The following is a 25,917-nucleotide window of genomic DNA, read 5'->3' as shown; positions in this document are numbered from 1 at the left end:
GCGTGGGACCGGTTCATTCCGTTCTTGGCGTTCCCGCCCGAGCTCCGCAAAGTCATCTACACCACCAACTCGATCGAGTCGCTGAACTACCAGCTCCGCAAGGTCATCAAGAATCGGGGACACTTCCCCAACGATCTCGCGGCGCGCAAACTGCTGTGGCTGGCGATCTGCGACATCGAGGACAAACGGGCCCGGCAACGCGAGAAGGAACGCGGCAAGCCCGCCGCCACGCGCAGAGCCCCCGGCAGGCTCGTCGAGGGCCAAGTCGTGACGAACTGGAAACAGGCCCTCGGGCAACTAGCCCTGGCCTACCCCGACCGCATCGAACCCCACCTCAACTAGACCCAACCAGCAACCACAGGAAACCCAGGAGTCACGTTCTTACACAGACATCTTGACAAGCTCCGCCGACCCAGCCAGGTCGGCGGCATAGTCGTCGATCGTCGTCGCGCTACTTCTGAAGCCAGATGCGCGGCCCCGCGATGAGTTCTGACGAGCAGGCATGTCTATCCCTGCACAACACACTCGCACCACTCGCCAGGAGAACATGATGAGCCGCAACACCGTCACCGCAGGCACCGCCGACCCGGCGGGCGCAACTGACACCACCGCCTCCGATGAGGCGCAACCGACCCGCAGGAACTGGCGTCGCACAACGGGAATCGTCATCAGTGTGCTGATCGGCGCCTTCTTGGTCTTCGACATCGTGATCAAGCTGACGCGTCCGCAGGAGGTGGTCGATTCCATGGCGAAACTCGGTTTCCCGATCGACCAGGCGCTTGTCATGGGTATCGTCCTGCTGGTCTGTCTCGTCGTGTTCGCAATCCCGCGCACCGCAGTCCTCGGCGCCCTGGGGATCACGGCTTACCTCGGAGGCGCGGTCACCGCCAACATGCGAATCGAGGCACCGCTGTTCGACACGGTCTTGTTCGCGGTCTACACCGGCGTGCTGATGTGGATCGGGCTGGTCCTGCGCCGCCCTGAGTTGCTGAAGGTGGCCGGCCTGAAGCGCTGAGCGTCGCCGCTGCCCGGCCCCGCACCCGTTACTGATCTGGGATCGGACGGGTGCGGGGTCGTTGTGCATCTCTCGTACCGTTACGCGAGTGACTGGTGTGACCAGAGTGAAGCGCAGGAAACTGGCGGCGGCAGCGACGATCGCGGTCGCCGCCCTCGGCGGGGTGGCGGTCGGGACGTTGCCCGGACCGGACGCCTCGGTTGTGACGACGGCCTCCGCGATCGACCCGGCCGGCCTGTACAACAGCGCGCAGTCGAAGTTCGCCGGAGGTGACGTCGCGGGCGGACTCGAACTCCTCCAGCAAGTCCTTGCGGTGGCGCCGGCCGATACCGACGCGCTTGCACTCCAGGCGATCTGGTCGGACCAGGTCGACGACGTCGTCGCAGGACGCTCGGCCCTGAACCGGTTGTCGATGATGAATCCGTCCCTGGCGACAACGGCCCGCAACATCATCTCGGGCGTCGCGACCGCCGCGCAGATCGTCCCCGACACCACTCCCAAGGCGGTGTCGGGACGCCCGGCGATCGTCGTGCTCGGGTACGGCCTGAACGCGAACGGAAAGATGGCGCCGGAGCTCGTCAATCGCGTCTCCGCGGCGAAGGCACAGGCGGAACTGACCACCAACACACCGATCGTCGTCACCGGAGGGGTGCCGAAGAAGGGCATCACCGAAGCAGCCGCGATGCGGACCTGGCTCGTGGACAACGGTGTCAGTGCGGACCGGATCCTCGTCGAGGACAAGTCCGGGTCGACGGTCGCCAATGCACAGAACACCGCCGAGATCCTGCGCGCACAGGGAATCCGGGACATCGTTCTCGTCACGTCGCCCAACCACATCCGGCGCGGGGCGGCAGACTTCGGTGCCATGGGTCTGCGCGTCGTCGGGACACTCACCACCGCGACGGACCTGGAGAAGTACCGGACACCGCTGGCCAAGGCGCAGCAGACCGGCATACGTGTGGAGGCCACCCGGACCGCGCGTATCCCGGCTACCCATGAGCCCGGGCTCCTGCCGCAGAACCTACCCGAGACCGGCCCCGGATTGATCCCGGAAATCGGCGGCCGGATCCTCCAAGAGCTCCTGAAGGCGGGATCGTCGGCCTGACGGGCCGATCTCCTCGCACCGGGCGGCCGAGTCCGGTGAAGTGAATCACAGTGTTGCGCTGCTGCCCTGCGGTTTCACAGCTTCCCGATGGCAGAGTTCATCTGGAGTCAACAAACCGTCGGTAAGTTCGGACATATGCGAACAAAGGGGAGTCGGGGCCCCCGAATTCGCGAGGTGGTGCGGTACGACCTACCGGCATCTCTCGTCGTTTTCCTTGTGGCCCTGCCATTGTCATTGGGCATCGCGATCGCATCGGATGCCCCCGTGCTCGCCGGTCTCATCGCCGCGGTCGTCGGCGGGATCGTCGCCGGTCTGATAGGCGGTAGCGCACTCCAGGTTTCAGGACCGGCCGCGGGCCTGACCGTGGTGGTCGCCGACATGGTCGCCAATTTCGGTTGGCGCGTTACATGTTTCATCACCGTCGGTGCGGGTGCGTTGCAGATCCTGTTCGGCCTGAGCCGGGTCGCAGGTGCCGCGCTGGCCATCGCTCCCGTGGTCGTCCACGCGATGCTCGCCAGATCGGCATCACGATCGCGTTGCAGCAGATTCACGTGCTCCTCGGCGGCAGCTCGGCCAGCAGTGCATGGGAGAACGTGACGTCGCTGCCGGCCGGGATCGCCGACATCGAGACGTCGGACGCGCTCGTGGGAGGCACCGTGATCGCGCTTCTCCTCATCTGGCCACTGATGCCCTCGGCGGTGCGCAAGGTGCCGGGACCGCTCGTCGGTATCGTCGGGGCGACGGCACTGACCATCGTCTTCGGCCTGGACGTCGAACGGATCAGTATCGACGGCAACTTCTTCGAAGCGATTACGCTTCCGGAACTACCGGACAGCAGTTGGGGCGCAGTGCTTCTCGGAGTGTTGACGGTCGCCCTGATCGCGAGTGTCGAGTCCCTGCTGTCAGCGGTCGCGGTGGACAAGATGCACACCGGCCCACGCAGCGATCTCAACCGGGAGCTGCTCGGTCAGGGCAGTGCGAACATCACCTCCGGGATGCTCGGCGGGTTGCCCGTCACCGGAGTGATCGTGCGCAGCACCACCAACGTCAACTCCGGGGCGCGAACGTCGGCCTCGGCGGTGATGCACGGCGTGTGGGTGCTCGTCTTCGCGGCACTGCTCACTGGTCTCGTCGAGCAGATCCCCATGGCCGCGCTGGCCGGCCTGCTAGTGGTCATCGGTATCCAGCTGGTCAAGCTGGCGCACATGAAGATCGCGCTGCGGACGGGCGACCTGTGGGTGTACGTCATCACGGTGCTCGCGGTCGTCTTCCTCAACCTGCTCGAAGGCGTCGCGATCGGTCTGGCAGTGGCGATCGGACTCGTCGTATGGCGGGTGGTTCGCGCCGAGATCACCTCGCAGGCAGGCAGTACCGACGACAAGCGTCAGTGGACCGTACGTGTTCGCGGCTCACTGAGCTTCCTGTCGCTGCCGAAACTGAACAAGGCGTTGTCGCAGGTGCCGGACGAGGCGCACCTGACACTGGAACTCGACACCGACTTCCTCGATCACGCGGCGATGGAGATGCTCGAGGACTTCCGTTGGGCGCACGAGGCCGGCGGCGGCACGGTCCTCCTGGTGGAGAAGGGTCGCGCTCGGCTCGTCGACGCCCCTCGACGGCCACCGCGGCGCCACACGTCCGGATTCGCCGGTCTGACGCCGTGGCGTAACCGAACCGGGTCGCAGGCGTCCGCGTCCCCGGACCGCCCGGCCGCACTCAGATCGGTTCTCGGCGGCGTCGACGAGTACGAGAACGAGCACGCCGACGCCCTCCGCGCCATGCTCGCCGATGTCACCGAGTCTCAGGATCCCGACTCGTTCTTCGTGACGTGTGCCGATTCGCGATTGATGCCGAACATCATCACGGCGAGCGGCCCGGGGGACCTCTTCACGGTGCGCAACGTGGGCAATCTGATACCGACCGACAGCGACGACGACGTATCCGTGGAGGCCGCACTCGAATTCGCCATCGGCGAGTTGGGTGTGTCGTCGATCGTGGTCTGCGGCCACTCGTCGTGCGGGGCCATGCATGCGCTGCTCGACAGCGAACAGGTCGATGTATCCGACCTCCCGGCCGGATCCGAGAGCACGCCGATCCAGCGATGGCTCAAGCACGCGATCCCCAGCCGGGTGGCCTTTCGGCACGGACACCCCGCCGGGCGCGCCGCGGCCGAGCTGGGACTGGCCGAGGTCGACCAGCTGGCCGTCGTGAACGTGGCCAAGCAGATCGAGACCCTGGCGCGGCACCCGCTCGTCGGGCGCGCCGCAGCAGAAGCGCGGCTACGCATCGTCGGTCTGTACTTCGACATCGCCACCGCGCGGGTCTACGAGGTCACCCAGCAGAGCATCGCACCGGTCGTCGAGGCGGCAGCCGCGCGACCGTGAACGCCGGTCGGAAAGGCGCCGTCCGTGGACGAGTGTGGGCTGAGGCGCCGGTGTCGACGGTCTGTTGCTACGAGCCGACGGCCGCCTGCACGGCCGCCTGCACGCCGTGGCCGGCAACGACGATCGGTTCGATGGAGCGCAGGGTGCGGCACAACACGAACGCACCTTCCAGCGCGGTCAGCGTGATCAACGCCAGCCGACGACGCTCCGGCTCGGTGATCTCGAGTTGTCCGAACCACGTTGCGAGGCCGGTCAACCAGCTCTCGAAAACCTCGGCCGATTCCAGCCTGAGACGCTCGTTGGTACTCGCGACCTCCAGTGCGATGGTCTCGATGGAGCAGGCCTCGCTGTAGTCCTGCGACTCCAACAGTTTTCCGGCGTTCTCGAACAGCGTCGGGATGCCGGTCAGGGGGTCGGTCGTCTCCAGCTGGGCGCCGACGAACGCGCCGTAGCGCAACCCTTCGCGTCGGATGACCTCGACGCTGATCGCTTCCTTGCCGCCGGGGAAGTGATGGTAGATCGAACCGTAGGGCGCTTCAGCCGCCGCCGAGATCTGTTTGATGCCGGTGGCCGGCATGCCCTGCCGCCGGTACAGCTCTGCGGCTGCCTCCAGGATCCGGTCGCGAGTAGCGGAATCTGCCATGACGTCTCCATCCCTTGCGCATCGTGCCGATGCCAGCCTATCTTGCTTCTAAGTAGAACGATCTATCTAGGAGGCGACGTGCCCACAGTCGACGTGCCGGCCGGCTCCATCTCCTACGAAGACACCGGCGGTCCCGGGCCGATCCTGGTACTCGGCCACGGGTTGCTGATGGACGGGCGGCAGTGGCGCAAGGTGATCCCGCTGCTTCCCGAATTTCGTTGCATCACACCGACGCTCCCGATGGGGGCGCACACGGAGCCGATGCACGCCGACGCGGACCTCACTGAGACGGGTGTGGCATCGATCCTTGCCGACTTCCTCGATGCCCTCGACCTCGATGACGTGACGCTCGTCCTGAACGACTGGGGCGGTGGTCAGTTCGTGATCTCCCAAGGCCGGGACAAACGCGTTGGGAGATTGGTGTTGGCATCGTGCACGGCTTTCGACAACTATCCTCCCGAGCCGGCGCGTCCCGCGGCGCTGTTGTGCCGAGTGCCCGGCGGCGGGTGGATTCTCACCCGGATGCTGGGCACTCGATTCTTCCGGCACAGCACGCGGGCGTATGGCGCGCTGACGAAGTCGGGGATCCCGGACTCGCTGTTCGACGAGTGGTTCCGCCCCGCTGTCGAAAACGCATCGATCAGAAGGGATCTGGTCAAATTCGCCACAGGCGCGCCCTCCCGCCGGAGGCTGCTCGAACTGTCGGACATGATGCGGCGGTTCGATCGCCCGGTGCTCGTGGTCTGGGCAATCGAAGACCGGATGATGCCCCTGGAGCATGCGGACCGCCTCGTCGAGCTCTTCCCGGACGCATCCAAGGTCGTCGTCGACGATTCGTGGACTCTCATCCCGGAAGACCAGCCGGAGGCGATGGCCGACCTGCTGCGCGGGTTCGTCAGATGACGCGTCGTCGTCGCCCCGCCGGGGGCGGTACCGAGTGTGCCGTGTCGCCGACGATGTAGCTCGCCTGCCTTTCGATGCCGAGCGCCGAAGCGCAACGGCCGATTGCCGGCACCGTCCTGAATGTCAGAACATCACCGATCGGAAGTGGGTGACGAACCGCTCGTCGTCGTAGAGATGGAACGCGATCCCCGGCGGCTGACCGCGGTTGACGACCTCCCGGCCTTCGAACGGCAGGTTCAGTGTCGACGACACACCCGGTGCGATGCACAGCGGGCGGTCGGCGAACGTGGTCACCGCCGGGGTGTGGGCGTGTCCACACAGGAACGCGACGATGTTCGGGTGCTGATCCACCAGGGCGGCGAGGCGGCCCTCGTCGCGCTGGCGGATCGAGTCCATGAACGGCATCAGCAGGTCGACCGGCGGATGGTGAAAGGCGATGAACACCGGTGTCGCCACGGACGTCGCGGTGAGCCGGTCCGACAGCCAGGAGATGGTCGCGTCGTCGAGACGACCGTCGTTGCGTCCGGGCATCGAGCTGTCGCACATCAGGAAGAGGACGTCGGAGCCGTCGCGCCCGCGCACCGTCCGCGCGTGATTGATCGGACCAGAGGTCTCGGTGCCGATCAGGGCCGCGCTGAACGGTTCCCGGACATCGTGGTTGCCGGCGGTGATGAGCATCGGCAGCGGACTCTCGAGCACCCCGTACGCCTCGCGGTACTCGCTCGCGGCACCTTCATCGGCGATGTCACCGGTGACCAGCAGGACGTCGATCCCGGCGGCGCGGGCGTTGATATAGCTCAACGTCGACTGGATACGGGCCCGATTGAACCGCGTCCCGTTGAAATGCAGGTCGCTGATGTGGGCGACAACGAACACGAAGAGCTCCTGTCACGGTTCCTGGCTCCCACGAGGCTAACCGCAGGCAGGGTCCGACGACGCATCGCCTCAGGGCCGCGAGGCGCAACGCACTCCCATGACGTCGGTGTGGTTCAGCCCGCTCGGGTGCCGGCTCCCCTGTAACGCACAGCGGCCGGCGAGCGACATCGACGATGAGTCGCCGACCTGCCAACCCCCGACCTGGCAGGTCGGCGACCGTCTTTTGTCTCCGTCGATGCAAGACTTCGGCGCTGTTTGCATTCTCCCGAGTTCGCGCGCACACTGGCGAGCGGTGTTAGTTGCGCTCTGCAACTAATTGCAAAGAGCAAGTAAAACTTCTCGGGTAGGCGGTGAGGACAGTGCTCGATCAACACGCGATCGACGACCTCTTCGAGACCCTTCTGCGCTTCGTCCGCATCCGCGAACGGGCGGTCCACACGACGTTCCGTACGCGTGAGGGCGAGTTCGAGGCCGCGGCGTTCAAGGCGCTCTTCCCGCTCGCGCGACGGTCGATGCGATCGCGCGACCTCGCCGAGACGATGAATGCCGACCCGTCGACGGTGAGTCGGCACGTGGCTCAGCTCGTGGAGCACGGCCTGATCCGCCGCGAGGCGGACCCGGACGACGGGCGCGCCACCATGCTCGTCATCACCGCCGCCGGACGGGATCGCGTCGTGGCCATGCGCGAGATGCGTCGCGCCGCCATGGCCGATGTCATGGCCGACTGGACCGACGACGAACTCCACACCCTCGTGACACTTCTCGGGCGGTTCGTCGATGCCGCCGACGCAGCCCTGCACCCGGCGTGCCCGGACCGCAGCCCGGACACAGATGCGAATGACCCGAAAGGACGACAGTGACAGACTCTTCGGCCGCCGACACGGTGAACCACGACGAGGAGGTCGCCGGCGCCGGACTGACCCATCGCCAGATCCTGACCATCCTGGCCGGACTCATGCTGGGCATGTTCCTCGCCGCCCTCGACCAGACCATCGTGTCGACGGCGATCCGGACCATCGCCGACGATCTGCAAGGGTATGACCTGCAGGCCTGGGTGACCACGGCCTACCTCGTCACCGCGACGATCGTGACCCCCTTGTACGGCAAGCTGTCCGATCTCCACGGCCGGAAACCGTTCTTCCTGCTGGCGATCTCGATCTTCATCGTCGGTTCGCTGCTGTGCACGATCGCGTCGTCGATGTATCAACTCGCCGCGTTCCGCGCCTTCCAGGGGCTCGGCGCGGGCGGCTTGATGACGCTCGCACTGACGACCATCGGCGACATCGTCCCGCCGCGGGAACGCGCCAAATACCAGGGCTACTTCCTCGCCGTATTCGGCACCTCCAGCGTCCTCGGACCGGTCCTCGGCGGTCTGTTCGCCGGCCAGGAGACGATCCTCTGGGTGTCCGGTTGGCGTTGGGTGTTCCTGGTCAACGTGCCGATCGGACTCGTCGCGCTGTTCGTGGTCTACAAGGTGCTCAACTACGACCAGCAGAAGGGCGTCGGCGGGCGCACCGACTACTGGGGGGCGACGGCACTCGCCGTCGCCGTGGCTCCGCTGCTCATCGTCGCCGAACAGGGGCGCCAGTGGGGATGGACCTCCGGACTGTCGTTCCTCTGCTACGGGATCGGCGTCGCCGGCATCGCCGCGTTCATCTGGATCGAGCACCGCATGGGCGACGACGCTCTCATCCCGTTGCGCGTGTTCACCAACCGGGTGTTCAGCCAGGGCATCATCATCTCGGTCATCATCGGCGCCGTCATGTTCGGCGGGATCTCGATGCTGCCGCAGTATTTCCAGGTCCTCCGCGGATCGAGCCCCATGATCGCCGGCCTCCAGATGTTGCCGATGGTGCTCGGTCTGATGGCCGGTTCGATCCTGTCGGGCCAGCTGATCTCGCGCACCGGACGCTACAAGATCTTCACGATCATCGGCGCCGTGCTGATCACCGCGGGCACTTTCCTGCTGCACCTGGTGGGCACCGAGACACCGCTCTACCTGGTCATGCTGATGGCCGCGCTCCTCGGCTTCGGGCTCGGCAATCTGATGCAGCCGATCACCCTGGCGATGCAGAACATCCTGCCGCCCAAGGACATGGGACTTTCCACCGGCACCGCCACCTTCTTCCGTCAGATCGGTGGAACGCTCGGTGTCGCGGTCTTCTTCTCGCTGTTGTTCTCCGTCATGGGGCCGAACATCAAGGACGAGATGGTCGCGGCGGCAGCCCAACCCGAATACCGGGCCGCGGTCGTAGAGGCCTCGCAGAGCAGCGACCCGCAGGTCAGCGCATTCGGGCACTCGCTCATCGCGGCCGCTCAGAATCCCGGTGTTGCAACCGGATCGTCGGACAGTGTCATGAGTGACACCTCGGTCATCGAGAGGCTGCCGGCCGAACTGGCCCAACCCATCAAGGAGGGGTTCGCCGACTCGATGGACCGGGTGTTCTTGGCGGTGTCGATCGTCGCGCTGCTCGCGATCATCGGAACGGTCACCTGGAAGGAACTCCCGCTGCGTCAGGGACGGCCGATCGGCGCACCGGAGTCGTCACCCGCGTCGTGAGCGTCAGTCGGAGCGGACCCACCTCACCCCGACAACGTCCGCCGGAAGAGAGCCTTGAGCTCATCGAAGTGATGTTCGCAGGCCTCGTGGTGATACGCTGCCAGATCGGACATCGTATACCCGTGCGGCGCACCGGGATAGACGGTCGCCGAGTGCGCCACGCCCCCACCGGTCAGGGCGTGCTCGAACTGCGCGACCGCCATCGCGGGCAGTGATGAATCCTTGTCGGCGTGGATGGCGAGGACGAACGCGTCGATGCCGACGAGATGCAGGTGCGGACTGTCGCGGTCGTCGGTCACCAGGCCGCCGGTGTGGAACATGCCGACCGCGGCGACGTCGTCGGGCCGGGCGGCGGCGATGTTCAGCGCGAGCCGGCCGCCCATGCAGTAGCCCGTGACACCGACACGTCCGGGTGTGACGCCCGGGAGCGATTGCAGCGCGTCGAGGTAGGCGACGAGATCGGGACGTACCGCCTCGGGCGTGAGGGTCCGTGCCCGCGGCATCGCGGATCGGAAGAATGCGGTCCGCGCCTCGGGCAGCAGCAGATCCTCGGTGGGCGCCCACTCGGCCGCGGACCCGTACCGGTGGAACAGGTGCGGCACCAGCACGACGTAACCCCAGGACGCAATGCGGTCGGCCATGGCCTCGATGCGAGGTCGTAGGCCGATCACATCGGTGAGGAACAGGACTCCCGGTGACGTCCCGGATGAATCGGGCCGCGCCACATAGGCTTCGGTCTCTCCGTCGGCCGCCGAGATGGTGATCGTCTCACCCGTCATGTCCACGCTCCTCTGCTCGGTTCACGCCCCGGGTCACAGATCACCGGGCAGTTTGTCCCTCCGGATCCCCCGCCAGCTGGGATGCCGCAGATGCCCGGCCGTCGTCCAGTCCATGAACCGGACCTCGCCGACGATCTTCGGCAGGACCCACACCGCGCTGGACTCGACGGGCCGGTCGAGTTTGTCCAGGAAGGGCGACCGCGAGATCTCCAACGGTCCGAGTTCCTCTGCAAGCGAACGCAACTGTGCGTCGGTGAAGCCGGTTCCCACGCGACCGACGTAGCGGAGTCCGGTCTCCTCGGGCAAACCGATGAGCAGGGAACCGATGGTGTGCGCGCGGTTGCCGCGGCCCGGCCGATATCCGCCGACCACGACCTCGATGTCGCTCCAGTTCTTGTGTTTCAGCCAGGTCGTCGACCGGCGTCCCTGCTGATACACCGAGTTGCGGCGCTTGGCGACAACGCCTTCGAGATTGTGTTCACGGCTGTACTCGACGGCGGCCGATCCCGGGCCCGGAAGCAGCGGCGGCACTTCGACGAAGGCGGAGTTGCGGAACGCGGGCGCCAGCTCCTCGAGGAGTTCGCGCCGAACCGACCATGGCTTGCGCAACAACGACGAACCGTTCAGGAACAGGATGTCGAACAGGTGTAGCCGCAACGAATACGGCTCGTCGGTGTGCCGACGTGAGGTCAGCAGCGTGAAATTGGTGCGGCCCGACGAGTCGATCGCGACGACCTCGCCGTCGAGCACCACGTCCATGAGGCCGAGATCGTCTGCGAGGCCGGTGAGTTCGGGGAAGTCGGCGGTCATGTCGATACCCGATCGGGAGGTGAGCCGGAACTCGCCGCCGACCGAACGGATGAGGAGCCGATATCCGTCCCATTTGCCCTCGAACGCCCAGTCTCGACCGTTGAGTCCGTCGATCGACTCGTCGGTCGCGAGCATCGGGCGCGGGTCGGTGAGGCTGTCGGGGACGATCGGACGCGGTTCGTCGCTCATCAGGTGGGCAAGCCAGTTCTTCTCACCGGTCCGGATCAAGGCGTACCGTCCCTGCACGCGCTCGCCGTGGAGGCGGACGATGACCTCCTTGTCCCGCCACTTCTCGAGCTCGAATGTGCCCCTGTCCCAGATGGACACGTGACCGCCGCCGTATTCGCCCGCCGGGATGTCGCCCTCGAAGTCGGCGTAATCCATCGGGTGGTCCTCGGTCTGCACCGCGAGCCGGTTCTGGTCGGGGTCGGTGGGCAGGTTCTTCGGTACGGCCCACGACACCAGGACCCCGTCGTGTTCCAGCCGGAAGTCGTAGTGCAACCGTCGGGCGTGGTGCTCCTGGATCACGAAGATCGGTGCCCTCTCGGTCTGCGTGTCCGAGGAATCAGGTTCTGCAGCAGAGCTCTCGGCTTCGATGCGCTGTCGATGCGCTTCATCGCCGAAGGGTTCGGGTGTCTTCGACTGGTCGCGCTTGCGCCGGTACTCCTTCAGGTTGATGACCTGTCCCGCCGCGGGCTCGACGACGACCTCCGGCTCGTCGTCGTAGGGGTCGTCCAGGCCGTCGAGGAGATCGCCGAACTCCTCGACGCGGTCCAGCACCTCGGTGTAGAGCAGTTGGGAGAGTCCGGGGTCCTCCATCTCCTCCCAGGTGCGCGGCGCGGCCACCCACGGCTGCTCGCGTCCGCGCATCGAGTACGGCGCGAGAGTGGTCTTGGCGGCGGTGTTCTGGCTCCAGTCGATGAAGACCTTGTCGTCGCGCAGCGATTTGGACATCTTGGCGGTGATGAAATCGCTGTGCTGACGGGCGAACTCGTTGGCGACCTCCTGAGCCACCTTGCGCGCCGCATCCGACGTCACGGGCTTCGGGAGCCGCGCGTAGAGGTGGATGCCCTTGCCGCCGCTGGTCACCGGGTACGTCGTCGCCCCGCCGAGCCAGTTGCGGATCTCGCACGCCACCTCCGCGGTCCGGTGCAGCGGCACCCGTGGCCCGGGATCGAGGTCGAAGACGATGCGGTTGGCCATCGGCGCGCCGTCGGGCCCCATGGGAAGCCGCCACTGCGGCGTGTGGATCTCGAGCACGGCCATCTGCGCGAGCCAGACCAGCGTGGCGCGATCGTCGGCCATCGCATAGTTGATGACCCGCTCGCTGTGCTGGATGCCGTGGCGTCGGATCCAGTCAGGTGCGCTCTCGGGAACGTTCTTCTCGAAGAACGGGGTCGACTCGACGCCGTTGGGCCACCGCTTACGGGTGATGAGGCGGTTGCGTACGTGGGGGAGGAGGACATCGGCGATCCGCGAGTAGTAGTCGATGACCTCGAACTTCCGCGTCCCCGTCGCCGGATAGAGCACCTTCGAGAGATTGGTGATCGAGATCCGCCGACCGTCGACCTCCAGTGTCTCGCCGCCTGCCATGCTCCTATTGTCCACAACGCCGGTCAGAACGTCGTGCAGCTTGCCGCCATCCGGCCCGGATCCCTGGCAGAATGGCCCCCATGCGCTCGATCTGGAAGGGCGACCTCAGCTTTGGCCTGGTCAACGTGCCGGTCAAGGTCTATTCCGCGACCGAGAGTCACGACCGGAAGTCGTATCAGGTCGACTCGTCGGACGGAACCCGCATCCGCTATCGCCGCGTGCGCGAGGGCACCGACACCGAAGTCGACTACGGCGACATCGCCAACGCCTACGAATCCGAGTCCGGCGAGACCGTGATCCTCACCAAAGAAGACCTCGCCACGCTGCCGGTGCAGAAGAGTCCCGAGATCTCGATCCTGGAGTTCGTACCCGCCGAGCAGGTCGATCCGATCTACTTCGACAAGCCTTACTACCTCGAACCGTCGTCGAAGTCGCCGAAGGCCTACGTCCTGCTGGCCAAGGCGCTGGAGGAGACGGACCGGCTCGCGATCGCCTCCTTCACTCTGCGCAACCGGACACGCGTGGCCGCGCTGCGCGTCGTCGACGGGGTGATGACGCTGCAGACGCTGCTGTGGCCCGACGAGGTCCGCAAACCCGACTTCGGCTTCCTCGACGACGACACCGAGATCCGCGATCAGGAACTGCAGATGGCGGCCTCGCTGATCGAGTCGATGGCATCGGACTACGACCCCTCCGAGTTCGAGGACACCTATCAGAACGAGCTGACGAAGCTCATCGAGGCGAAGTCCGAGGGTGGCGAGGCGTTCCCCGAATCCGACGACGAAGACAAGGACACCGAGGACTCCGACGTCGCCGATCTCCTCGCCGCGCTGCGCGCGTCGGTGAAGGACCGCGGGGGATCCGATTCGAAGGATTCGGACTCGAAGGACACCGCGGCCAAGAAGGCACCGGCCAAGAAGGCTGCGGCGAAGACGGCCGCGAAGAAGGCGCCGGCCAAGAAGACCGCTTCCAAGTCGACGGCGAAGAAGACCTCCTCGGGGTCCGGCGAGTCCGGGAGCAAGTCCACGGCCAAGAAGGCGCCCGCCAAGAAGTCCTCGCGCAAGGCGAGCTGACCCGCACCGCCGGGCAACGGCGGTCCGAAAAGGGTTGGCACCACGCCCACGGGTTCGGGCAAGCTCGAAGGGTGACTTCCGCCGCCGACTCCCGACTGCCCCGCGCGCTGCTGCCGTTCGCGCGTCGACAGTACCGGCTGCTCGCGTCCGGACTGATCCTCGCCATGTTCGCCGACGGCGTGTGGACGATCGCGGTGATCTGGCAGATCATCGCGCTCGGCGGCGGTCCGGGCCAGGTGTCGCTGGCCACCGGCGTGGCCGCGGTGGGAATGCTGTTCTCCACGTTGGCCGGTGGTGTGCTCGCCGACCGTATTTCGCAGCGCCACATCATGATCGGACTCGAGGTCGCGAAGATGATCGCGTTCGGTGCGATCGGTCTGGCGTCGATCGCGGGCGTACTGCAGCTCTGGCACGTGGTGGTGGCGTCCCTTCTGGGCGGCATCACCACCGGGATGTACTACCCCGCCTACTCGGCGTTGCTGCCCGGTGTCGTCGCGCCGTCGGAGCTGCAGGCGGCCAACGGGATCGAGGGCTTCTTCCGCCCGGTCGTCTTCCAGGCGGTCGGGCCGATGGTCGCCGGCGCGGTCATCGGTGCCTGGGCGCCGGGACCCGCGGTGCTGATGGCGGCGATCGCGGCCATCCTGTCGGGGGTCTGTTATCTCGGGATGGCCCCGGTCACCGCGCGTCGGTTCGGCGAGACGGGCGAGGACGCGCCGGAGGTCGTCGAGGGTGCGGGTGCCCGCCGGATCGTCGGCGACCTGGCCGAGGGGTTCGTCTACATGGCCCGGACCCCGTGGCTGTGGGGGACGCTGCTCTTCGCCTGCGTTTTGGTATTGGCGACGCTCGGCCCCATAGAGGTGCTCGTCCCGTTCGCATTACGTGAGCGCATCGACGGCGACGCGACCCAGCACGCCTGGGTGCTCGCTGGATTCGGACTCGGCGCGGCCGCGGCGTCACTGGTATTCGCCTCGATCCCGATGCCGCGCCGGTACCTCACCGTCATGTTCTCGCTGTGGGCGTTCTCCAGCCTGCCGCTGGTGCTGATGGGTCTCGCCGATTCGACGTGGATGTTCGTCGCCGCCGGTGTGATCATGGGCATCCTCTTCGACGGCCCGATGGTGCTGTGGGGAACGCTCTTACAGCGTCGGGTGCCGCCGGCACTGTTGGGTCGCATCGCCAGTCTCGACTTCTTCGTATCGGTCGCGCTGATGCCGGTGTCGATGGCGATCGCCGCCCCGGTCTCGTCGGCGATCGGCCTGACCGCCACGTTCGTGCTGGCCGGGTTGCTCCCGGTGCCGATCGCGTGGGCGTTCTACTTCGCGGCCGGCATGTGGCGCGACGAGATCGAGAACCCCCTTGTCGACGAGTCGAATCCGAAGTTGGTCGACTCCGCTGCGGTCCGTTGACGTGACCTGGAGCACATACTACGGTGACACATCATTCACAGGGCACGACGTGACGTAGCGGAGTGGGCTCGGCGGCTCGGCGCAGCCATTGCAGGAGGCGAAGACGATGGCGGTCTGCACGCCGGGTGACGTCCCGTCGATCATCACCGGCTACCTGGGGTTCGAGTGCGAGGGCGCGAATCCGATTGTCACGATCCGGAATCCGGCCGACCTCGAGCACTGGACGCAACCGGTCCTCGAGGTCACGATCATCCTCGGTGCCGTCCTCGCGCTGATCCACGCGATCCGCCGACTGCGTCGCGACGGCGACCCCACCAACCTGACGGTGTGGATCGGATCGTTGGTCTACCTGTTCGTGATCGAGCCGCCGCTGTACTTCCCGAACTGGTTCCACGCCGAAGAAGCGATGGGATTCATGTTCTCCCACAACGTGTTCACGGTCATGTTCATGTACGACCGGCTGTCGTTGTACATTGTTGCGTTCTATCCGGCCGTGAGCCAGGTCGCCTACGAGCTCGTGCGGGCGTGGGGCTTCTTCGACGGGTCGAAGCGCTCGGCGCTGCGCGGCTCGCTCGTTCTGGCCCTGGTGTTCCAGACCTTCTACGAGATCTTCGACCAGCTCGGCCCGCAGCTCAAGTGGTGGGCGTGGAACGTCGACGCGCCGTACTATCGCGACACCCTCGCCCAGCTCCGAGCCCAGGGCGTCGCCCCCGACGAGCTCGGCAATCCCGCCGCGGAGCCCACACTGGCCGCGGTGCCGTGGGGGAGCGTCTGGCTTTTCGCGACCGTCTCGTTCGCCGTGCTCGTCTACGTCGCGGTGCGCTTGGTCCAGATCCCCACCTCCCGAGGACGCGCCCCGCGCGGATGGTCGTTGTCATGGCGCGTCGTCGTGTCCGGTGTTGTGGCCGTTGTCAGCATGCCACTCCTGTCCATTCCGACGGCGCTGTTCGGCCGTGACGAGAACGCGAATCACGACGCGCAGACCGTCGTGTACTGGGTGGAGATGGCCCTGGTGTGGGGGATCGGACTGACACTTCTGTACGTGCAATGGCGACGCATGCGCAGCGACCCGACGCTGGGCGTCGACGACGCTCGCAGCGCTCGGCCCTTCCTCGTCGTGTTCCCGGTCCTGTTCCTCGGGGTGCACCTCGTACTGTGGTGCGCCGCGTTGCCCGCCTACCTTGACGCCGAGGACGGAATCACCGCCGACAACACACCGATCGGGAGTCTCCCCTACGTGATCGCCTGCCTCGTGGTCGCTGTGGGCGTGCTGGGCGTCGCTGTCGTTCGGGGCCGGCGCACGGTCGACGACAGCCCGGCGGTCGCGGGAACACCGTCGACCTCAGGCGTGTGACAACGTCCGATTCGTCCATAGCTGGGTCTGCCCGTCGTGGACGGCGACGAGTCGAGCGCGATCAGTGCTGGAGAACCCGCGCGGCGCCGTCGACGACGCTCGTCGTGAGTGTCTGCAGCAGAGGCGAACTCAGCTTCCAGTGCTGCCAGTACAGCGGGACGTCGATGTGGTGGTCGGCGATGAGGCGGACGCGACCGGTGTCGAGGGCGTCCGCGATCTGGACGACCGGGACGGCGCCCCAGCCGATGCCGAGCGCGACGGCGCGGTGGTATTCGGTCGACGCCGGGATGTAGACCGCGGGCGGGTCGACGGGCCGGCCGGCGAGGGCGGCCGAGATGTTCCGCTGGATGTGATCGTTGCGGTCGAACTGCACCATCGGGGCCCGGGCCAGTGCATCGGCATCGGGCCCGTCGGGTAGCCATGTGTCGATGAATTCCGGTGTGGCGACCGGCAGATAGCGCATCGTGCCGAGCGACTGCAGTGCGCACCCGCGGATCGCCAGTGGTTCCGAGGTCACCGCGGCGAGCACGTCGCCGGTGCGGAGCAGGGTGCTGCTGCGGGTTTCGTCGTCTCGGAAGACCTCGACCGCCACTGCGTGCTCCCGGTGGAATCGCGCGAGCACGGGCAGTAACCAGGTCGCGAGCGAGTCGGCATTCGTCGCGACCGGGAGATGGACACGGGGACGTTCGACCAGCGGCAGATCGTCGTCGTCGGGCGCGCCCACGAACTCGGCGCGGGTCTCGGCGAGCAGTAGTTCCCACTGCTTGGCCAACCGCACCAGCACCTCGCCATCGGGTGTGGCCGTCGCCGGCTTGGTCCGCCGGAGGAGTACCCGCCCGGCAGCGGACTCCAGCGCCTTGATCCGCTGGCTCACCGCCGACGGGGTGATGTGCAGGGCGGTGGCCGCGGCGTCGAAGGTGCCCTCGCGCAGGACCGCGGCCAGCGTGCGCAGGCCTTCCTGACTGATGTCCACGAGCCGAGGTTAGTGGTGTGTCCCGCCGGACAGTCGAGACACACCACCGCCGGCCGGATCAGGCGGGGACGGTGTCGCCCGCGGAGTCGGCCCGCCGTCCGCGCACCATGCCGAGTGCGAGGAGCGCGGCGCCGACGGCAATCCACCCGAGGAGAACGGCGACCTGTCCGGTGATGCTCGCCGCCGGGAAATACGCGACCGAACGGAGCAGCGTGCCGCCGGCGCCGGGCGGCAACCACTGGCCGATCGTTCCCCACGGCGCGGGCAACAGGTACGGCGACGATGCCAGCCCCGACAGCGGGTTGGAGATCAGCACCATCACCAGCGCGGACACCCCGACCCCGGCGGGTCCGAGCAGGCTGCCCGCACCAACCGTGAACCAGGTGATCGCTCCGATCATCAGGGCTGCGGCGAGTCCGACGGGGCCGATACCGCCGTCGATGACGCCCAACCATGACCACGTCGCCGCGAAACCGAACCCGGCCACGAGCGGCCCCAGGACCGCCAGTGTCGCCTGCATGGCGACTGGGCCGCGCAGCCCGATCGCGGCGGCTCCGCCGAGTGCCATGCCGGCGATCAGCAACGGCAACAGTCCGGCGGCGAAACCCGTTCCGCGTGTATCAGTCTCGGGAGTGGGGACCACGGATTCGACGGCGACCGGTACACGCTGGGCGGTGGCGATGCCGTTCCCGACCCCGGCGACGACCTGCGCCAGCACCGGCGAACCCGCCTCCGCGGTCAGCACCGTGACCCCGCCGGGCCCGACCGCGATCGCGCCGACCAGGTCGCGCCGTTCGATGGCGGCACGCGCGTCCTCGGTGTCGGCGAATCGTTCGACGGCGAAGGCGTCTTCACCGGCCCGGTCGGCGAGCGCCGTCTCGATCGCCTGTGCCGCGGGCGGCGGTGCGACGAGACCCAGTGGGGCTTGATGCGGCTCGGGATCGACGGCCAGTGACACGAACGTCGCGGCGATCGCGATCACGAACGTCGGGATCAGCAGCGCCATCACCGCCACGAGGCGCCAACTGGGTGCCCGCCCGGTCGGGGGCGCACCGTCGGCCTCCGCGGTCGCAACGGGCGCCCGATCGCGCGAATCTGTCGAGTGCAGTTCAGTGCTCATGACCACTCCTAAAAAGAACGAATCTTCGTTTTTCTGAGTATGCGCGGAGGGCCGCGAGGAATCAAGAACGAATATTCGTTTTAGACTGTCGGCATGCCCAAGATCAGCGACGAACGCAAGCTCGAAAGAAGCCGGCAGATCCTCGCCGCCGCTCGCCGATGCTTCGTCGACAAGGGGTTCCACCGTGCGTCGATGTCTGACGTGATCCGGGAATCCGGGCTCAGTGCGGGTGCCGTCTACTCGTACTACTCGTCGAAAGAAGAACTGATCGCCGCCGTTGCGCGGTCGATCTTCGCCGCCTACGAGTCGGGGATCAGCAGCTTCGACGACCCGGTAGAGCAACCCCCGTCGCCTGAGGCGGTTGTACGCGCGCTGGCCGAACGGGTCCTGCTGGAGATCGCGCCGATGACCGACGGCTTCCGGATGGTCCTGACGGTATGGGGTGAGGCCGCCAACAACCCGGAGCTGCGCGAGACCGTGCGCGACATCATCCGTGGGCTGCGGGGCGTCTTCGAACGCGTGCTGACGGCCTGGCGGGCCGCGGGCCACGAATTGCCCGCGGAGCCTGCGGTGCTCGCGCAGGTGATGGTCTCGGCGATGCAGGGGGTGGTCGTTCAGCAGGGCCTGGTCGGCGACGTGGACGTCACCGACTACATCGAGGCCTTGTGCGCGGTTCTACGCGGCATCGGACTGGGCGACGATGCGTCCACAATCTGAAGTTCAACTGTTTATTCGTGAAAAAGTTTCGCTGTACTGACCGGGGCGTGTCGCCCTAGCGTCGTCCCGGTGACCGCCTACCTCGTACCGACACTTGCCGGGCTTCTCACCGGCGCCGGTCTGATCATCGCCATCGGACCCCAGAACGTTTTCGTGCTGCGTCAGGGCGTCGCCCGCAGGCACACCGGTCAGATCGTGGCGGTCTGCGCCCTCTCCGACGTCGTACTCATCGTGGCAGGGGTGGCCGGCCTCGGCGCGCTCGTCGCCGCGCACCCGGAGGTGGTGACGTTCGCGAAAGCGGCCGGCGGACTGTATGTCGGGGCGTTGGGCGTCATGGCCGCCAGACGCTGTGTGCGCAGTGACGAGGCCATCGCAGCCGCTGACGAGATCGGGGCCGAGTCCACCGGCCGCTGGGTGGCGGTGGGTACGGCCCTGGCTCTGACCTGGCTCAACCCGCACGTCTACCTCGACACGGTCATCACCATGGGTGCCATCGCCAACGGCCACGGAAACGGCAAGTGGGCGTTCGCCTTCGGTGCCTGCATCGCGAGTGTCCTCTGGTTCACCGCGCTCGGCGGCGGAGCTCGGAGACTGTCCGGATTCTTCGCGAGTCCGCGGGCGTGGAAGATGCTCGACGCGGTGGTCGCGGTCATCATGCTGGGGATGGCGATCGCGCTGTTCGCGTCGATCTGACACGCATTCCGAGCATGTGCGGGGCGCTCGTCGGTGACCGGTGTCGTCACCCGGGTTCCCCCGGCAGCCGGACGGGTGCAGGACAGCGGTGGAGGCGACAGTGTGATCACGCTGGAGTCACCGAGGACTCAGATCGGACACTGCTGCGGCGCGAGTGGGGTGTTTCGGGTATCCCGGAGGGGTGACACCGCGCCGATCGGCCCCGACGGTGACTCGCGACACCACGATCCGCGAGCAGACGACGACGTTCGACGTGCGTGCGTTGGTGACCGATGTGCGCCATGTACTGGGCCGCGGCGACCTCGCCGCGGCTGCTGCCACCCTCACCTACTTCGCGGCGATCGCCGTCGTGCCGTGGGCGCTGCTGGGGATCTGGTCGACGACCTGGCTCCGCGGCCCGTCCGCCGAGGAGTCCCTGGCGGAGCTGCGCGTCCTCATCCCACCGGCCATGGGCGGCCGTGGCGTGTTCGACGAGGCCGTCGCGGTCGGTACCGGACTGACGCTGATGGGCGCACTGGTGTTGCTGTTCCCGGCGTCGTTCTACGGCGAGGGTCTTCGCCGCGCGTGTATGACGTTGTATCCGCGCGAGGACCGGTTCACGGGATGGCGGTCTCGGATCTGGGTGCTGGGATTGGTGGTCGTCGTGCCGCCACTGGCGTATGTGGTCGTCGGCGTCGCGGGCACACTCACGACGTTTGCGCCCGAGGGAGGCGGAACGGGTGGTTTCGGCGACCTCGTGGTCCGGATCGTGGTCGAGTTCATCGTCGTGTGGATGCTGGTCACGGTGGCCCTGACCTGGGTGTACTGGAAGGTGACGCCCGGTGAGCCATCACTCGGGGTGGCGGCGGCCAGCGCTCTCGGCACCGCGTCGTTCATCGCCGGATTCACCCAGGGCTTCCTGCTGTTCCTGTCCCTGCCGATCGATGTCGGGATCCCGTACGGGGGTCTCCGGGTGATCGGCGGGGTGGTCGCGGTCGGTTTGTGGCTGTACGTCGCGCACGTCATCGTCATCATCGGATGGGCGTTCGGGCAGGCGATCGAGAAGCAGAGGAGGGGACGTGTCCGCGGAGCCTGAGCGAGCGGGCCGGAGCCTCACGGCGGCGTCGGGTGCGGAGCGGACGACGAGCGCCCGGGACGAGGCACTCGACTCGTGGTCGAAGCTCCACGGAGGGCTCGATCCGCGCGCGAGTTTCTGGGTCCGGAACTGGGTGCTCGTCAGCCACGCCTGCGCGCGACCGTTGGCCCGACTGGGCCTCACGCCGAACACCGTGACAGCTCTCGGAGTCATCGCCACCGCGATCGCGCTGTGCCTGACCATTCTCGGCGACTGGTGGCCGCTGCTCGCCGCACTCGTCATCGTCCTGGCGGCGCTCCTCGACGGGATCGATGGTGCCATCGCGGCCCAGACCGGAACGGCCTCGCGGTGGGGGCGTATCAACGACTCGGTGGCGGACCGGTTCTCGGACGTGATGCTCGTCGGCATCGTGGTGGTCGTGGGTGCACCGCCATGGCTCGGCGCGACGATCGCGGTGCTCACCCTCATCCTCGAGATCACCCGCGCCACGGCCCAGGCGGTGGGCATGAAGGGGCCAGGGACGGTCACCGTGTGGGAGCGGCCGTCGCGGGTGATACTGGCGGTCGTCGCCACTGTGAGTGCGGGTTCGTGGTGGTGCTCGGGACTGAGCTCAGCCGTCGCGTCCGGCCTGGCTCTATTCATCGCGGCAATCGGCGCGGCACTGGCGTTGATCGGGACGGTCCAGTTGGGGATCGCGGTGCGGAGGCAGACCCGACGGCTCGGATGAGTTCTCGTCGCGGGCGGCTCCCATCCGGTTCGCGCTCCGGTGACGAACAATGGTGCGAAGAGCAGCTCGCCCGATCTCGATGCGATGAGGAAATGTCGATGACGAACGACTCGGTGGTTCTCGCCGACGCCGACGGCCGCCCGTGCGGCACCGCCGACCGCGAGGGGGTGCACGGACCGGACACCCCGCTGCACTTCGCCTTTTCGTGCCATCTCGTCGTCGACGGCCGCATCCTCATGACACGCCGGGCGTTGTCCAAGCGCAGCTGGCCCGGGGTGTGGACCAACTCGTTCTGCGGTCATCCGCGCCCCGGCGAGGACGTCGTCGACGCCGTGCACCGGTATGCCCGGCGCGAGCTCGGTATCGAGGTGGCCGATGTCCGCTGCATCCTGCCGGACTTCCGGTACCGGGCGGTCGACGCGAGCGGCATCGTGGAGAACGAGATCTGCCCGGTGTTCGTCGCACGTCCGCTGGGAACACTTCGACCGGATCCCGATGAGGTCGCCGAGCACGCCTGGGCCGACGTCGCCGACGTGTGGTCGCTCGTCGCGAACACCCCGTGGGCGGTCAGTCCGTGGTTCGTCGAGCAGGTGCGGCAGCTGCCGACCGACGACCCCGGTTCGGTCTACGACACCCATCCGGTGATGTCCCGGGCGTCGAATTCATGACGTCAGGCAATTGGCGTTCAGTCACCAGGTCGAGGAGCGGTCGGATGATGCACATTCCCGGTCACACTCAGGTGATCCCACCGCACCGGCGATACGACGAGGTCGCGGAAGCCTGTGCGGCGATGGTGATCAGGTCGTACTCGAGTTCGTTCGGACTCGCTTCGCGTCTGCTCACGCCGCGGATTCGGCGCGACGTCCAGAACATCTACGCGCTCGTGCGGGTGGCCGACGAGATCGTCGACGCCCCGCGCCCGGAGCAGGGGCTCGTTGACCGCAGCAATGAACTCGACCAGCTCGAGGAGCAGACCAGCGTCGCGCTCGTCACCGGGTCGAGCAGCAACCTCGTCGTCCACGCCTTCGCGCAGACCGCCCGCCGGGTCGGCATCGATCTTGATCTGGTCGGCCCGTTCTTCGACTCGATGCGCAGCGATCTGACCCAGGTCCAGCACGACTTCGAGTCGCTGGCCACCTACATCTACGGCTCGGCCGAGGTGGTCGGTCTGATGTGCCTGCGGGCGTTCCTCGCCGACGAGCCGAAATCCGCCGCCCAGTACGACCACCTCGCACCCGGCGCCCAACGGCTGGGCGCGGCCTTCCAGAAGATCAACTTCCTCCGCGACTTCGGCGAGGACAGCGACGGGCTGGGGCGGCGCTACCTGGTCGGCCTCGATCCCGACGATCCGGCGGACTCCGCCTGGTCGCTCTGGCTGGACGACATCGACCTCGACCTGACCGCCGCTGCGGCCGCCATCCCGCACCTGCCGGCGAGCAGCCGCGTCGCGGTGTGCACCGCGCACGACCTGTTCGCCGAGCTGACGGCCCGCCTTCGCGAGTCGTCGGCCACCGAGGCCCGCCGTACCCGCGTCCGCGTCCCGAACGCCGGGAAGGCGAAGATCGCGGCGGCCGCCGTCGCCCGCCGCGGTATGCCGCGACCCGCACGTGCCGACGCCGCCGGTCTGAACAGAAGGAAGAGCAACGTATGAGCGAGTCCCGACGCGTCGTCGTCATCGGTGGCGGAGTCGCCGGCCTGGCCACCGCCGCCCTCCTCGCCCACGACGGGCACGACGTCGAACTCGTGGAGAAGAACGACGACCTCGGTGGTCGGGCCGGTACCTGGGATCGCGACGGGTTCCGCTTCGACACCGGTCCGTCGTGGTGGTTGATGCCGGAGGTGTTCGACCATTTCTTCGAGATGCTCGGGACGTCGACCGCCGAGCAGCTCGATCTCGTCCGCCTCGACCCCGGTTACCGAGTGTTCTTCGACGACAACGGGTCCGACGAGAAGCCGATCGACGTGTTCGGTGACCAGGACCGGAACCGTGCGCTCTTCGACGAGATCGAGCCCGGCGCGGGAGCCGCACTCGACGACTATCTGCGCACCGGCAGGCAGGCGTATGACCTTGCCGTGGAACGGTTCCTGTACACCAGCTTCGACTCGCCACGTGCCTTCCTCGGCCTGCCGGTGTTGCGGCACGCGAAAACGCTTGTCACGCTGCTGACGACCTCGCTGCAGTCCTACATCGCGGCCCGCTTCACCGACCGCCGGCTCCGCCAGGTCCTCGGGTATCCGGCGGTGTTCCTCGGTTCCTCGCCCGAGCGCACCCCTGCGATGTATCACCTGATGAGCTGGCTCGACCTCGCCGACGGTGTGCGGTACCCCAACGGCGGCTTCACCACCCTGGTCGACGCGCTGGAGCGGGTTGCGCGGGAACGGGGCGTACGCATCTCCACCGGCACGGCCGCGACCGCCATCCTCACGCGGGAACGCGCGGGGAAACGGTCCACGCCGTCGCGTCGTCGCGCCGAGGTGGCCGGCGTCCGCGTCGAAGGAGCCGACGGCATACCGCGAGAACTGGTCGCGGACATCGTGATCGGTGCCACCGATCTGCACCATCTCGAGACTCGGTTGCTGCCCCGGGAACTCCAGACCTTCCCCGAACGGTACTGGGACCGCGCCACCTCCGGCCCGGGGGCGGTGCTCGCACTCCTCGGCGTACGCGGTGAGATTCCCGAGTTGGCGCATCACTCCCTGTTCTTCACCGAGGACTGGAAGACCAACTTCGACGCCATCTTCGAGAGTCCCACGCGCGTACCGGACCCGGCGTCGCTCTATGTGTGCAAGCCGTCGGCCACCGACCCGTCGGTCGCGCCGTCCGGCTCGGAGAACCTCTTCATCCTGGTGCCCGTCCCGCCCGACCCGGGTCTCGGCCACGGCGGCGTGGACGGCGGCGGCGACCCCGACATCGAGAAGGTGACCGACCGGGCCATCGCGATGATCGGACAGTGGGCAGGGGTTCCCGATCTCGCCGATCGTGTCGTCGTCCGCCGCACCATCGGCCCCGCGGACTTCGTCGACTCGGTCAACTCGTGGTGTGGCGGAGCCCTCGGCCCGGCGCACACGCTGCGGCAGAGCGCGTTCCTGCGCTCGACGAACCGGTCACGCAAGGTCGACGGGCTCTACTACGCCGGGTCGAGCACCCGTCCCGGCATCGGCCTGCCGATGTGCCTCATCAGCGCCGAACTCATCCGGAAGAAGCTCCGCGGCGACCGGTCGGTGGGGCCGATGCCGGTCGCGACACGCTGACCTGCGCCGGAAGGTTTGGAACGCAGATCATCCGGGTACGGTCGCGTGACAGGGCTCACAGCGAGCGGCGCGAAAGGTACCGGTGAAATGGAGAACTCACGGACGAATGCATGGTGGCGCGGCCCGCGATGGACGTGGTCGCGCCGGGACCTTACCCCCGAAGAGCGGCGGAACCTCGAGGCTTCCCGTGTGCCGGTTGCGGTCGTGACCGCGTCGCTGGGTGGACACGCGTACAGCTATCGCGACCGGGTCTGATCTGACGCTTCGAGGTCCCACGACTCGCTCAACACATCGTGCCGATGACGATTGAAGCAGGTGCTTAATCACCGTACAGTGTACGGGATAGATCGCTGTGTACGAGGTGACCAGGAGCGAAGTGACGATGCCGAAACCCCAGCACACCCCTGCGCCACGCTGGCTCAAGCCGATGAACAAGGTCTTCCTGCTGCTGCAGCGGCTCGGCGGGATGAAGCAGCTACCAGTTCTCGTCGTCGCCGGACGGCGCACCGGAAAGCCGCGACGGACGCCGCTCACCGTGATCGACCTGAGCGGCGAGCGCTACCTTCTCGAGGGCTTTCCCGGGGCGGACTGGGCACGCAACGTCCGAGCGGCCGAGGGACGTGCCCAGCTGTCGGTTGGAGGCACGATGAGCGACGTCCGCCTCGTCGAACTCTCGGCCGATCAGGCCGTTCCGGTGCTACGCGCCTGGCCGGAGCTGGCGGGCACCGACGGCCCGAAGATGATGAAGGACGCGGGAGTCGTCGACGACGTGACCCCGGAAGCCTTCGCTGCCGCGGCGGGCCGATGCGCCGTGTTTCGGATCGATCCGCGCTGACGGCTCCGATGAGCAAGGCCTATC

The 25,917-nt window shown here is 67.2% G+C and carries 23 protein-coding genes and 1 pseudogene; 18 read left to right on the top strand and 6 right to left on the bottom strand.

What is annotated here, in order from left to right; genetic code table 11:
• From FFS52_RS20045 to FFS52_RS20030, 4 genes and pseudogenes are all read left to right on the top strand, one after another.
• Positions 1–342: transposase (locus FFS52_RS20045; RefSeq protein WP_137810711.1), on the top strand; the 342-nt coding region annotated here is incomplete at its 5' end.
• A gap of 208 nt (positions 343–550) precedes the next feature.
• The gene (locus tag FFS52_RS20040) at positions 551–1,015 is read left to right on the top strand and encodes a DoxX family protein (RefSeq protein WP_058252328.1); all 465 of its coding nucleotides are present in this window, start codon (positions 551–553) and stop codon (positions 1,013–1,015) included.
• Positions 1,016–1,112: 97 nt separating this feature from the next.
• A complete protein-coding gene (locus FFS52_RS20035) occupies positions 1,113–2,120 on the top strand; it encodes a YdcF family protein (RefSeq protein WP_058252307.1) in 1,008 nt (335 codons plus the stop codon).
• Between the two features lie 135 nt (positions 2,121–2,255).
• Positions 2,256–4,504 (top strand): annotated as a pseudogene (locus tag FFS52_RS20030) (bifunctional SulP family inorganic anion transporter/carbonic anhydrase).
• A gap of 67 nt (positions 4,505–4,571) precedes the next feature.
• Here the strand turns inward: FFS52_RS20030 and FFS52_RS20025 are convergent.
• Positions 4,572–5,147, bottom strand: coding sequence for a TetR/AcrR family transcriptional regulator (locus FFS52_RS20025; RefSeq protein ID WP_058252305.1), 576 nt, complete (start codon positions 5,145–5,147; stop codon positions 4,572–4,574).
• Positions 5,148–5,225: 78 nt separating this feature from the next.
• On the opposite strand from FFS52_RS20025, the gene FFS52_RS20020 reads away from it, so the two are divergent.
• Positions 5,226–6,050: an alpha/beta hydrolase gene (locus tag FFS52_RS20020; RefSeq protein WP_058252304.1), complete on the top strand. Its 825-nt coding sequence runs from the start codon at positions 5,226–5,228 to the stop codon at positions 6,048–6,050.
• A gap of 123 nt (positions 6,051–6,173) precedes the next feature.
• On the opposite strand, the gene FFS52_RS20015 is transcribed toward FFS52_RS20020, so the two are convergent.
• Positions 6,174–6,926 carry a metallophosphoesterase gene (locus FFS52_RS20015; protein ID WP_058252303.1) on the bottom strand — a complete coding sequence of 251 codons (753 nt, stop codon included), beginning with the start codon at positions 6,924–6,926 and terminating at the stop codon, positions 6,174–6,176.
• A 359-nt stretch (positions 6,927–7,285) separates the two neighbouring features.
• Here FFS52_RS20015 and FFS52_RS20010 point away from each other — a divergent pair, with 359 nt between their 5' ends.
• Positions 7,286–7,786, top strand: coding sequence for a MarR family transcriptional regulator (locus tag FFS52_RS20010; protein ID WP_058252302.1), 501 nt, complete (start codon positions 7,286–7,288; stop codon positions 7,784–7,786).
• Positions 7,783–9,486 carry an MDR family MFS transporter gene (locus tag FFS52_RS20005; protein ID WP_058252301.1) on the top strand — a complete coding sequence of 568 codons (1,704 nt, stop codon included), beginning with the start codon at positions 7,783–7,785 and terminating at the stop codon, positions 9,484–9,486. Before FFS52_RS20010 ends, FFS52_RS20005 begins: the two co-directional genes overlap by 4 nt.
• A gap of 23 nt (positions 9,487–9,509) precedes the next feature.
• Here FFS52_RS20005 and FFS52_RS20000 read toward each other — a convergent pair whose 3' ends face one another.
• Together FFS52_RS20000 and FFS52_RS19995 are read right to left on the bottom strand one after the other, a co-directional pair.
• A complete protein-coding gene (locus tag FFS52_RS20000; protein WP_078113291.1) occupies positions 9,510–10,265 on the bottom strand; it encodes a dienelactone hydrolase family protein in 756 nt (251 codons plus the stop codon).
• Between the two features lie 33 nt (positions 10,266–10,298).
• Positions 10,299–12,668, bottom strand: a complete 2,370-nt coding sequence (locus FFS52_RS19995) for an ATP-dependent DNA ligase (protein ID WP_058252299.1) — start codon at positions 12,666–12,668, stop codon at positions 10,299–10,301.
• A 71-nt stretch (positions 12,669–12,739) separates the two neighbouring features.
• On the opposite strand from FFS52_RS19995, the gene FFS52_RS19990 reads away from it, so the two are divergent.
• From FFS52_RS19990 to FFS52_RS19980, 3 genes are all read left to right on the top strand, one after another.
• A complete protein-coding gene (locus tag FFS52_RS19990; RefSeq protein WP_058252298.1) occupies positions 12,740–13,741 on the top strand; it encodes a Ku protein in 1,002 nt (333 codons plus the stop codon).
• A gap of 71 nt (positions 13,742–13,812) precedes the next feature.
• Positions 13,813–15,147: an MFS transporter gene (locus tag FFS52_RS19985; RefSeq protein WP_058252297.1), complete on the top strand. Its 1,335-nt coding sequence runs from the start codon at positions 13,813–13,815 to the stop codon at positions 15,145–15,147.
• 106 nt (positions 15,148–15,253) lie between these two features.
• A complete protein-coding gene (locus FFS52_RS19980; RefSeq protein ID WP_137810710.1) occupies positions 15,254–16,501 on the top strand; it encodes a hypothetical protein in 1,248 nt (415 codons plus the stop codon).
• Between the two features lie 61 nt (positions 16,502–16,562).
• Here the strand turns inward: FFS52_RS19980 and FFS52_RS19975 are convergent, their stop codons facing one another.
• Positions 16,563–17,474: a LysR family transcriptional regulator ArgP gene (locus FFS52_RS19975; protein ID WP_058252295.1), complete on the bottom strand. Its 912-nt coding sequence runs from the start codon at positions 17,472–17,474 to the stop codon at positions 16,563–16,565.
• Positions 17,475–17,532: 58 nt separating this feature from the next.
• Positions 17,533–18,594: an ABC transporter permease gene (locus FFS52_RS19970; protein WP_058252327.1), complete on the bottom strand. Its 1,062-nt coding sequence runs from the start codon at positions 18,592–18,594 to the stop codon at positions 17,533–17,535.
• A 93-nt stretch (positions 18,595–18,687) separates the two neighbouring features.
• On the opposite strand from FFS52_RS19970, the gene FFS52_RS19965 reads away from it, so the two are divergent.
• From FFS52_RS19965 to FFS52_RS19930, 8 genes are all read left to right on the top strand, one after another.
• Positions 18,688–19,311: a TetR/AcrR family transcriptional regulator gene (locus tag FFS52_RS19965; protein WP_058252294.1), complete on the top strand. Its 624-nt coding sequence runs from the start codon at positions 18,688–18,690 to the stop codon at positions 19,309–19,311.
• A gap of 69 nt (positions 19,312–19,380) precedes the next feature.
• Positions 19,381–20,004, top strand: coding sequence for a LysE/ArgO family amino acid transporter (locus FFS52_RS19960; protein WP_058252293.1), 624 nt, complete (start codon positions 19,381–19,383; stop codon positions 20,002–20,004).
• A 208-nt stretch (positions 20,005–20,212) separates the two neighbouring features.
• Entirely contained in the window at positions 20,213–21,079 is an 867-nt protein-coding gene (locus tag FFS52_RS19955; RefSeq protein WP_058252292.1) for a YhjD/YihY/BrkB family envelope integrity protein, read from the top strand.
• Positions 21,063–21,806, top strand: coding sequence for a CDP-alcohol phosphatidyltransferase family protein (locus FFS52_RS19950; protein ID WP_058252291.1), 744 nt, complete (start codon positions 21,063–21,065; stop codon positions 21,804–21,806). Before FFS52_RS19955 ends, FFS52_RS19950 begins: the two co-directional genes overlap by 17 nt.
• A gap of 98 nt (positions 21,807–21,904) precedes the next feature.
• Entirely contained in the window at positions 21,905–22,474 is a 570-nt protein-coding gene (gene idi, locus FFS52_RS19945) for an isopentenyl-diphosphate Delta-isomerase (protein WP_058252326.1), read from the top strand.
• A gap of 44 nt (positions 22,475–22,518) precedes the next feature.
• On the top strand, positions 22,519–23,457 hold the full coding sequence (locus FFS52_RS19940; RefSeq protein ID WP_058252290.1) for a squalene/phytoene synthase family protein: 939 nt from the start codon (positions 22,519–22,521) through the stop codon (positions 23,455–23,457).
• Positions 23,454–25,058, top strand: coding sequence for a phytoene desaturase family protein (gene crtI / locus FFS52_RS19935; RefSeq protein WP_137810709.1), 1,605 nt, complete (start codon positions 23,454–23,456; stop codon positions 25,056–25,058). Before FFS52_RS19940 ends, crtI begins: the two co-directional genes overlap by 4 nt.
• Positions 25,059–25,440: 382 nt before the next feature.
• The gene (locus FFS52_RS19930; RefSeq protein WP_137810708.1) at positions 25,441–25,893 is read left to right on the top strand and encodes a nitroreductase/quinone reductase family protein; all 453 of its coding nucleotides are present in this window, start codon (positions 25,441–25,443) and stop codon (positions 25,891–25,893) included.
• Positions 25,894–25,917: the final 24 nt, after the last annotated feature.

The organism is Gordonia sp. ALPHA1B1 (assembly GCF_005502615.1).
Classification (GTDB): Bacteria; Actinomycetota; Actinomycetes; order Mycobacteriales; family Mycobacteriaceae; genus Gordonia; species Gordonia hongkongensis.
Note: the sequence above shows the minus strand (reverse complement) of the source record. Positions and strands in the feature narration are given on the sequence as shown.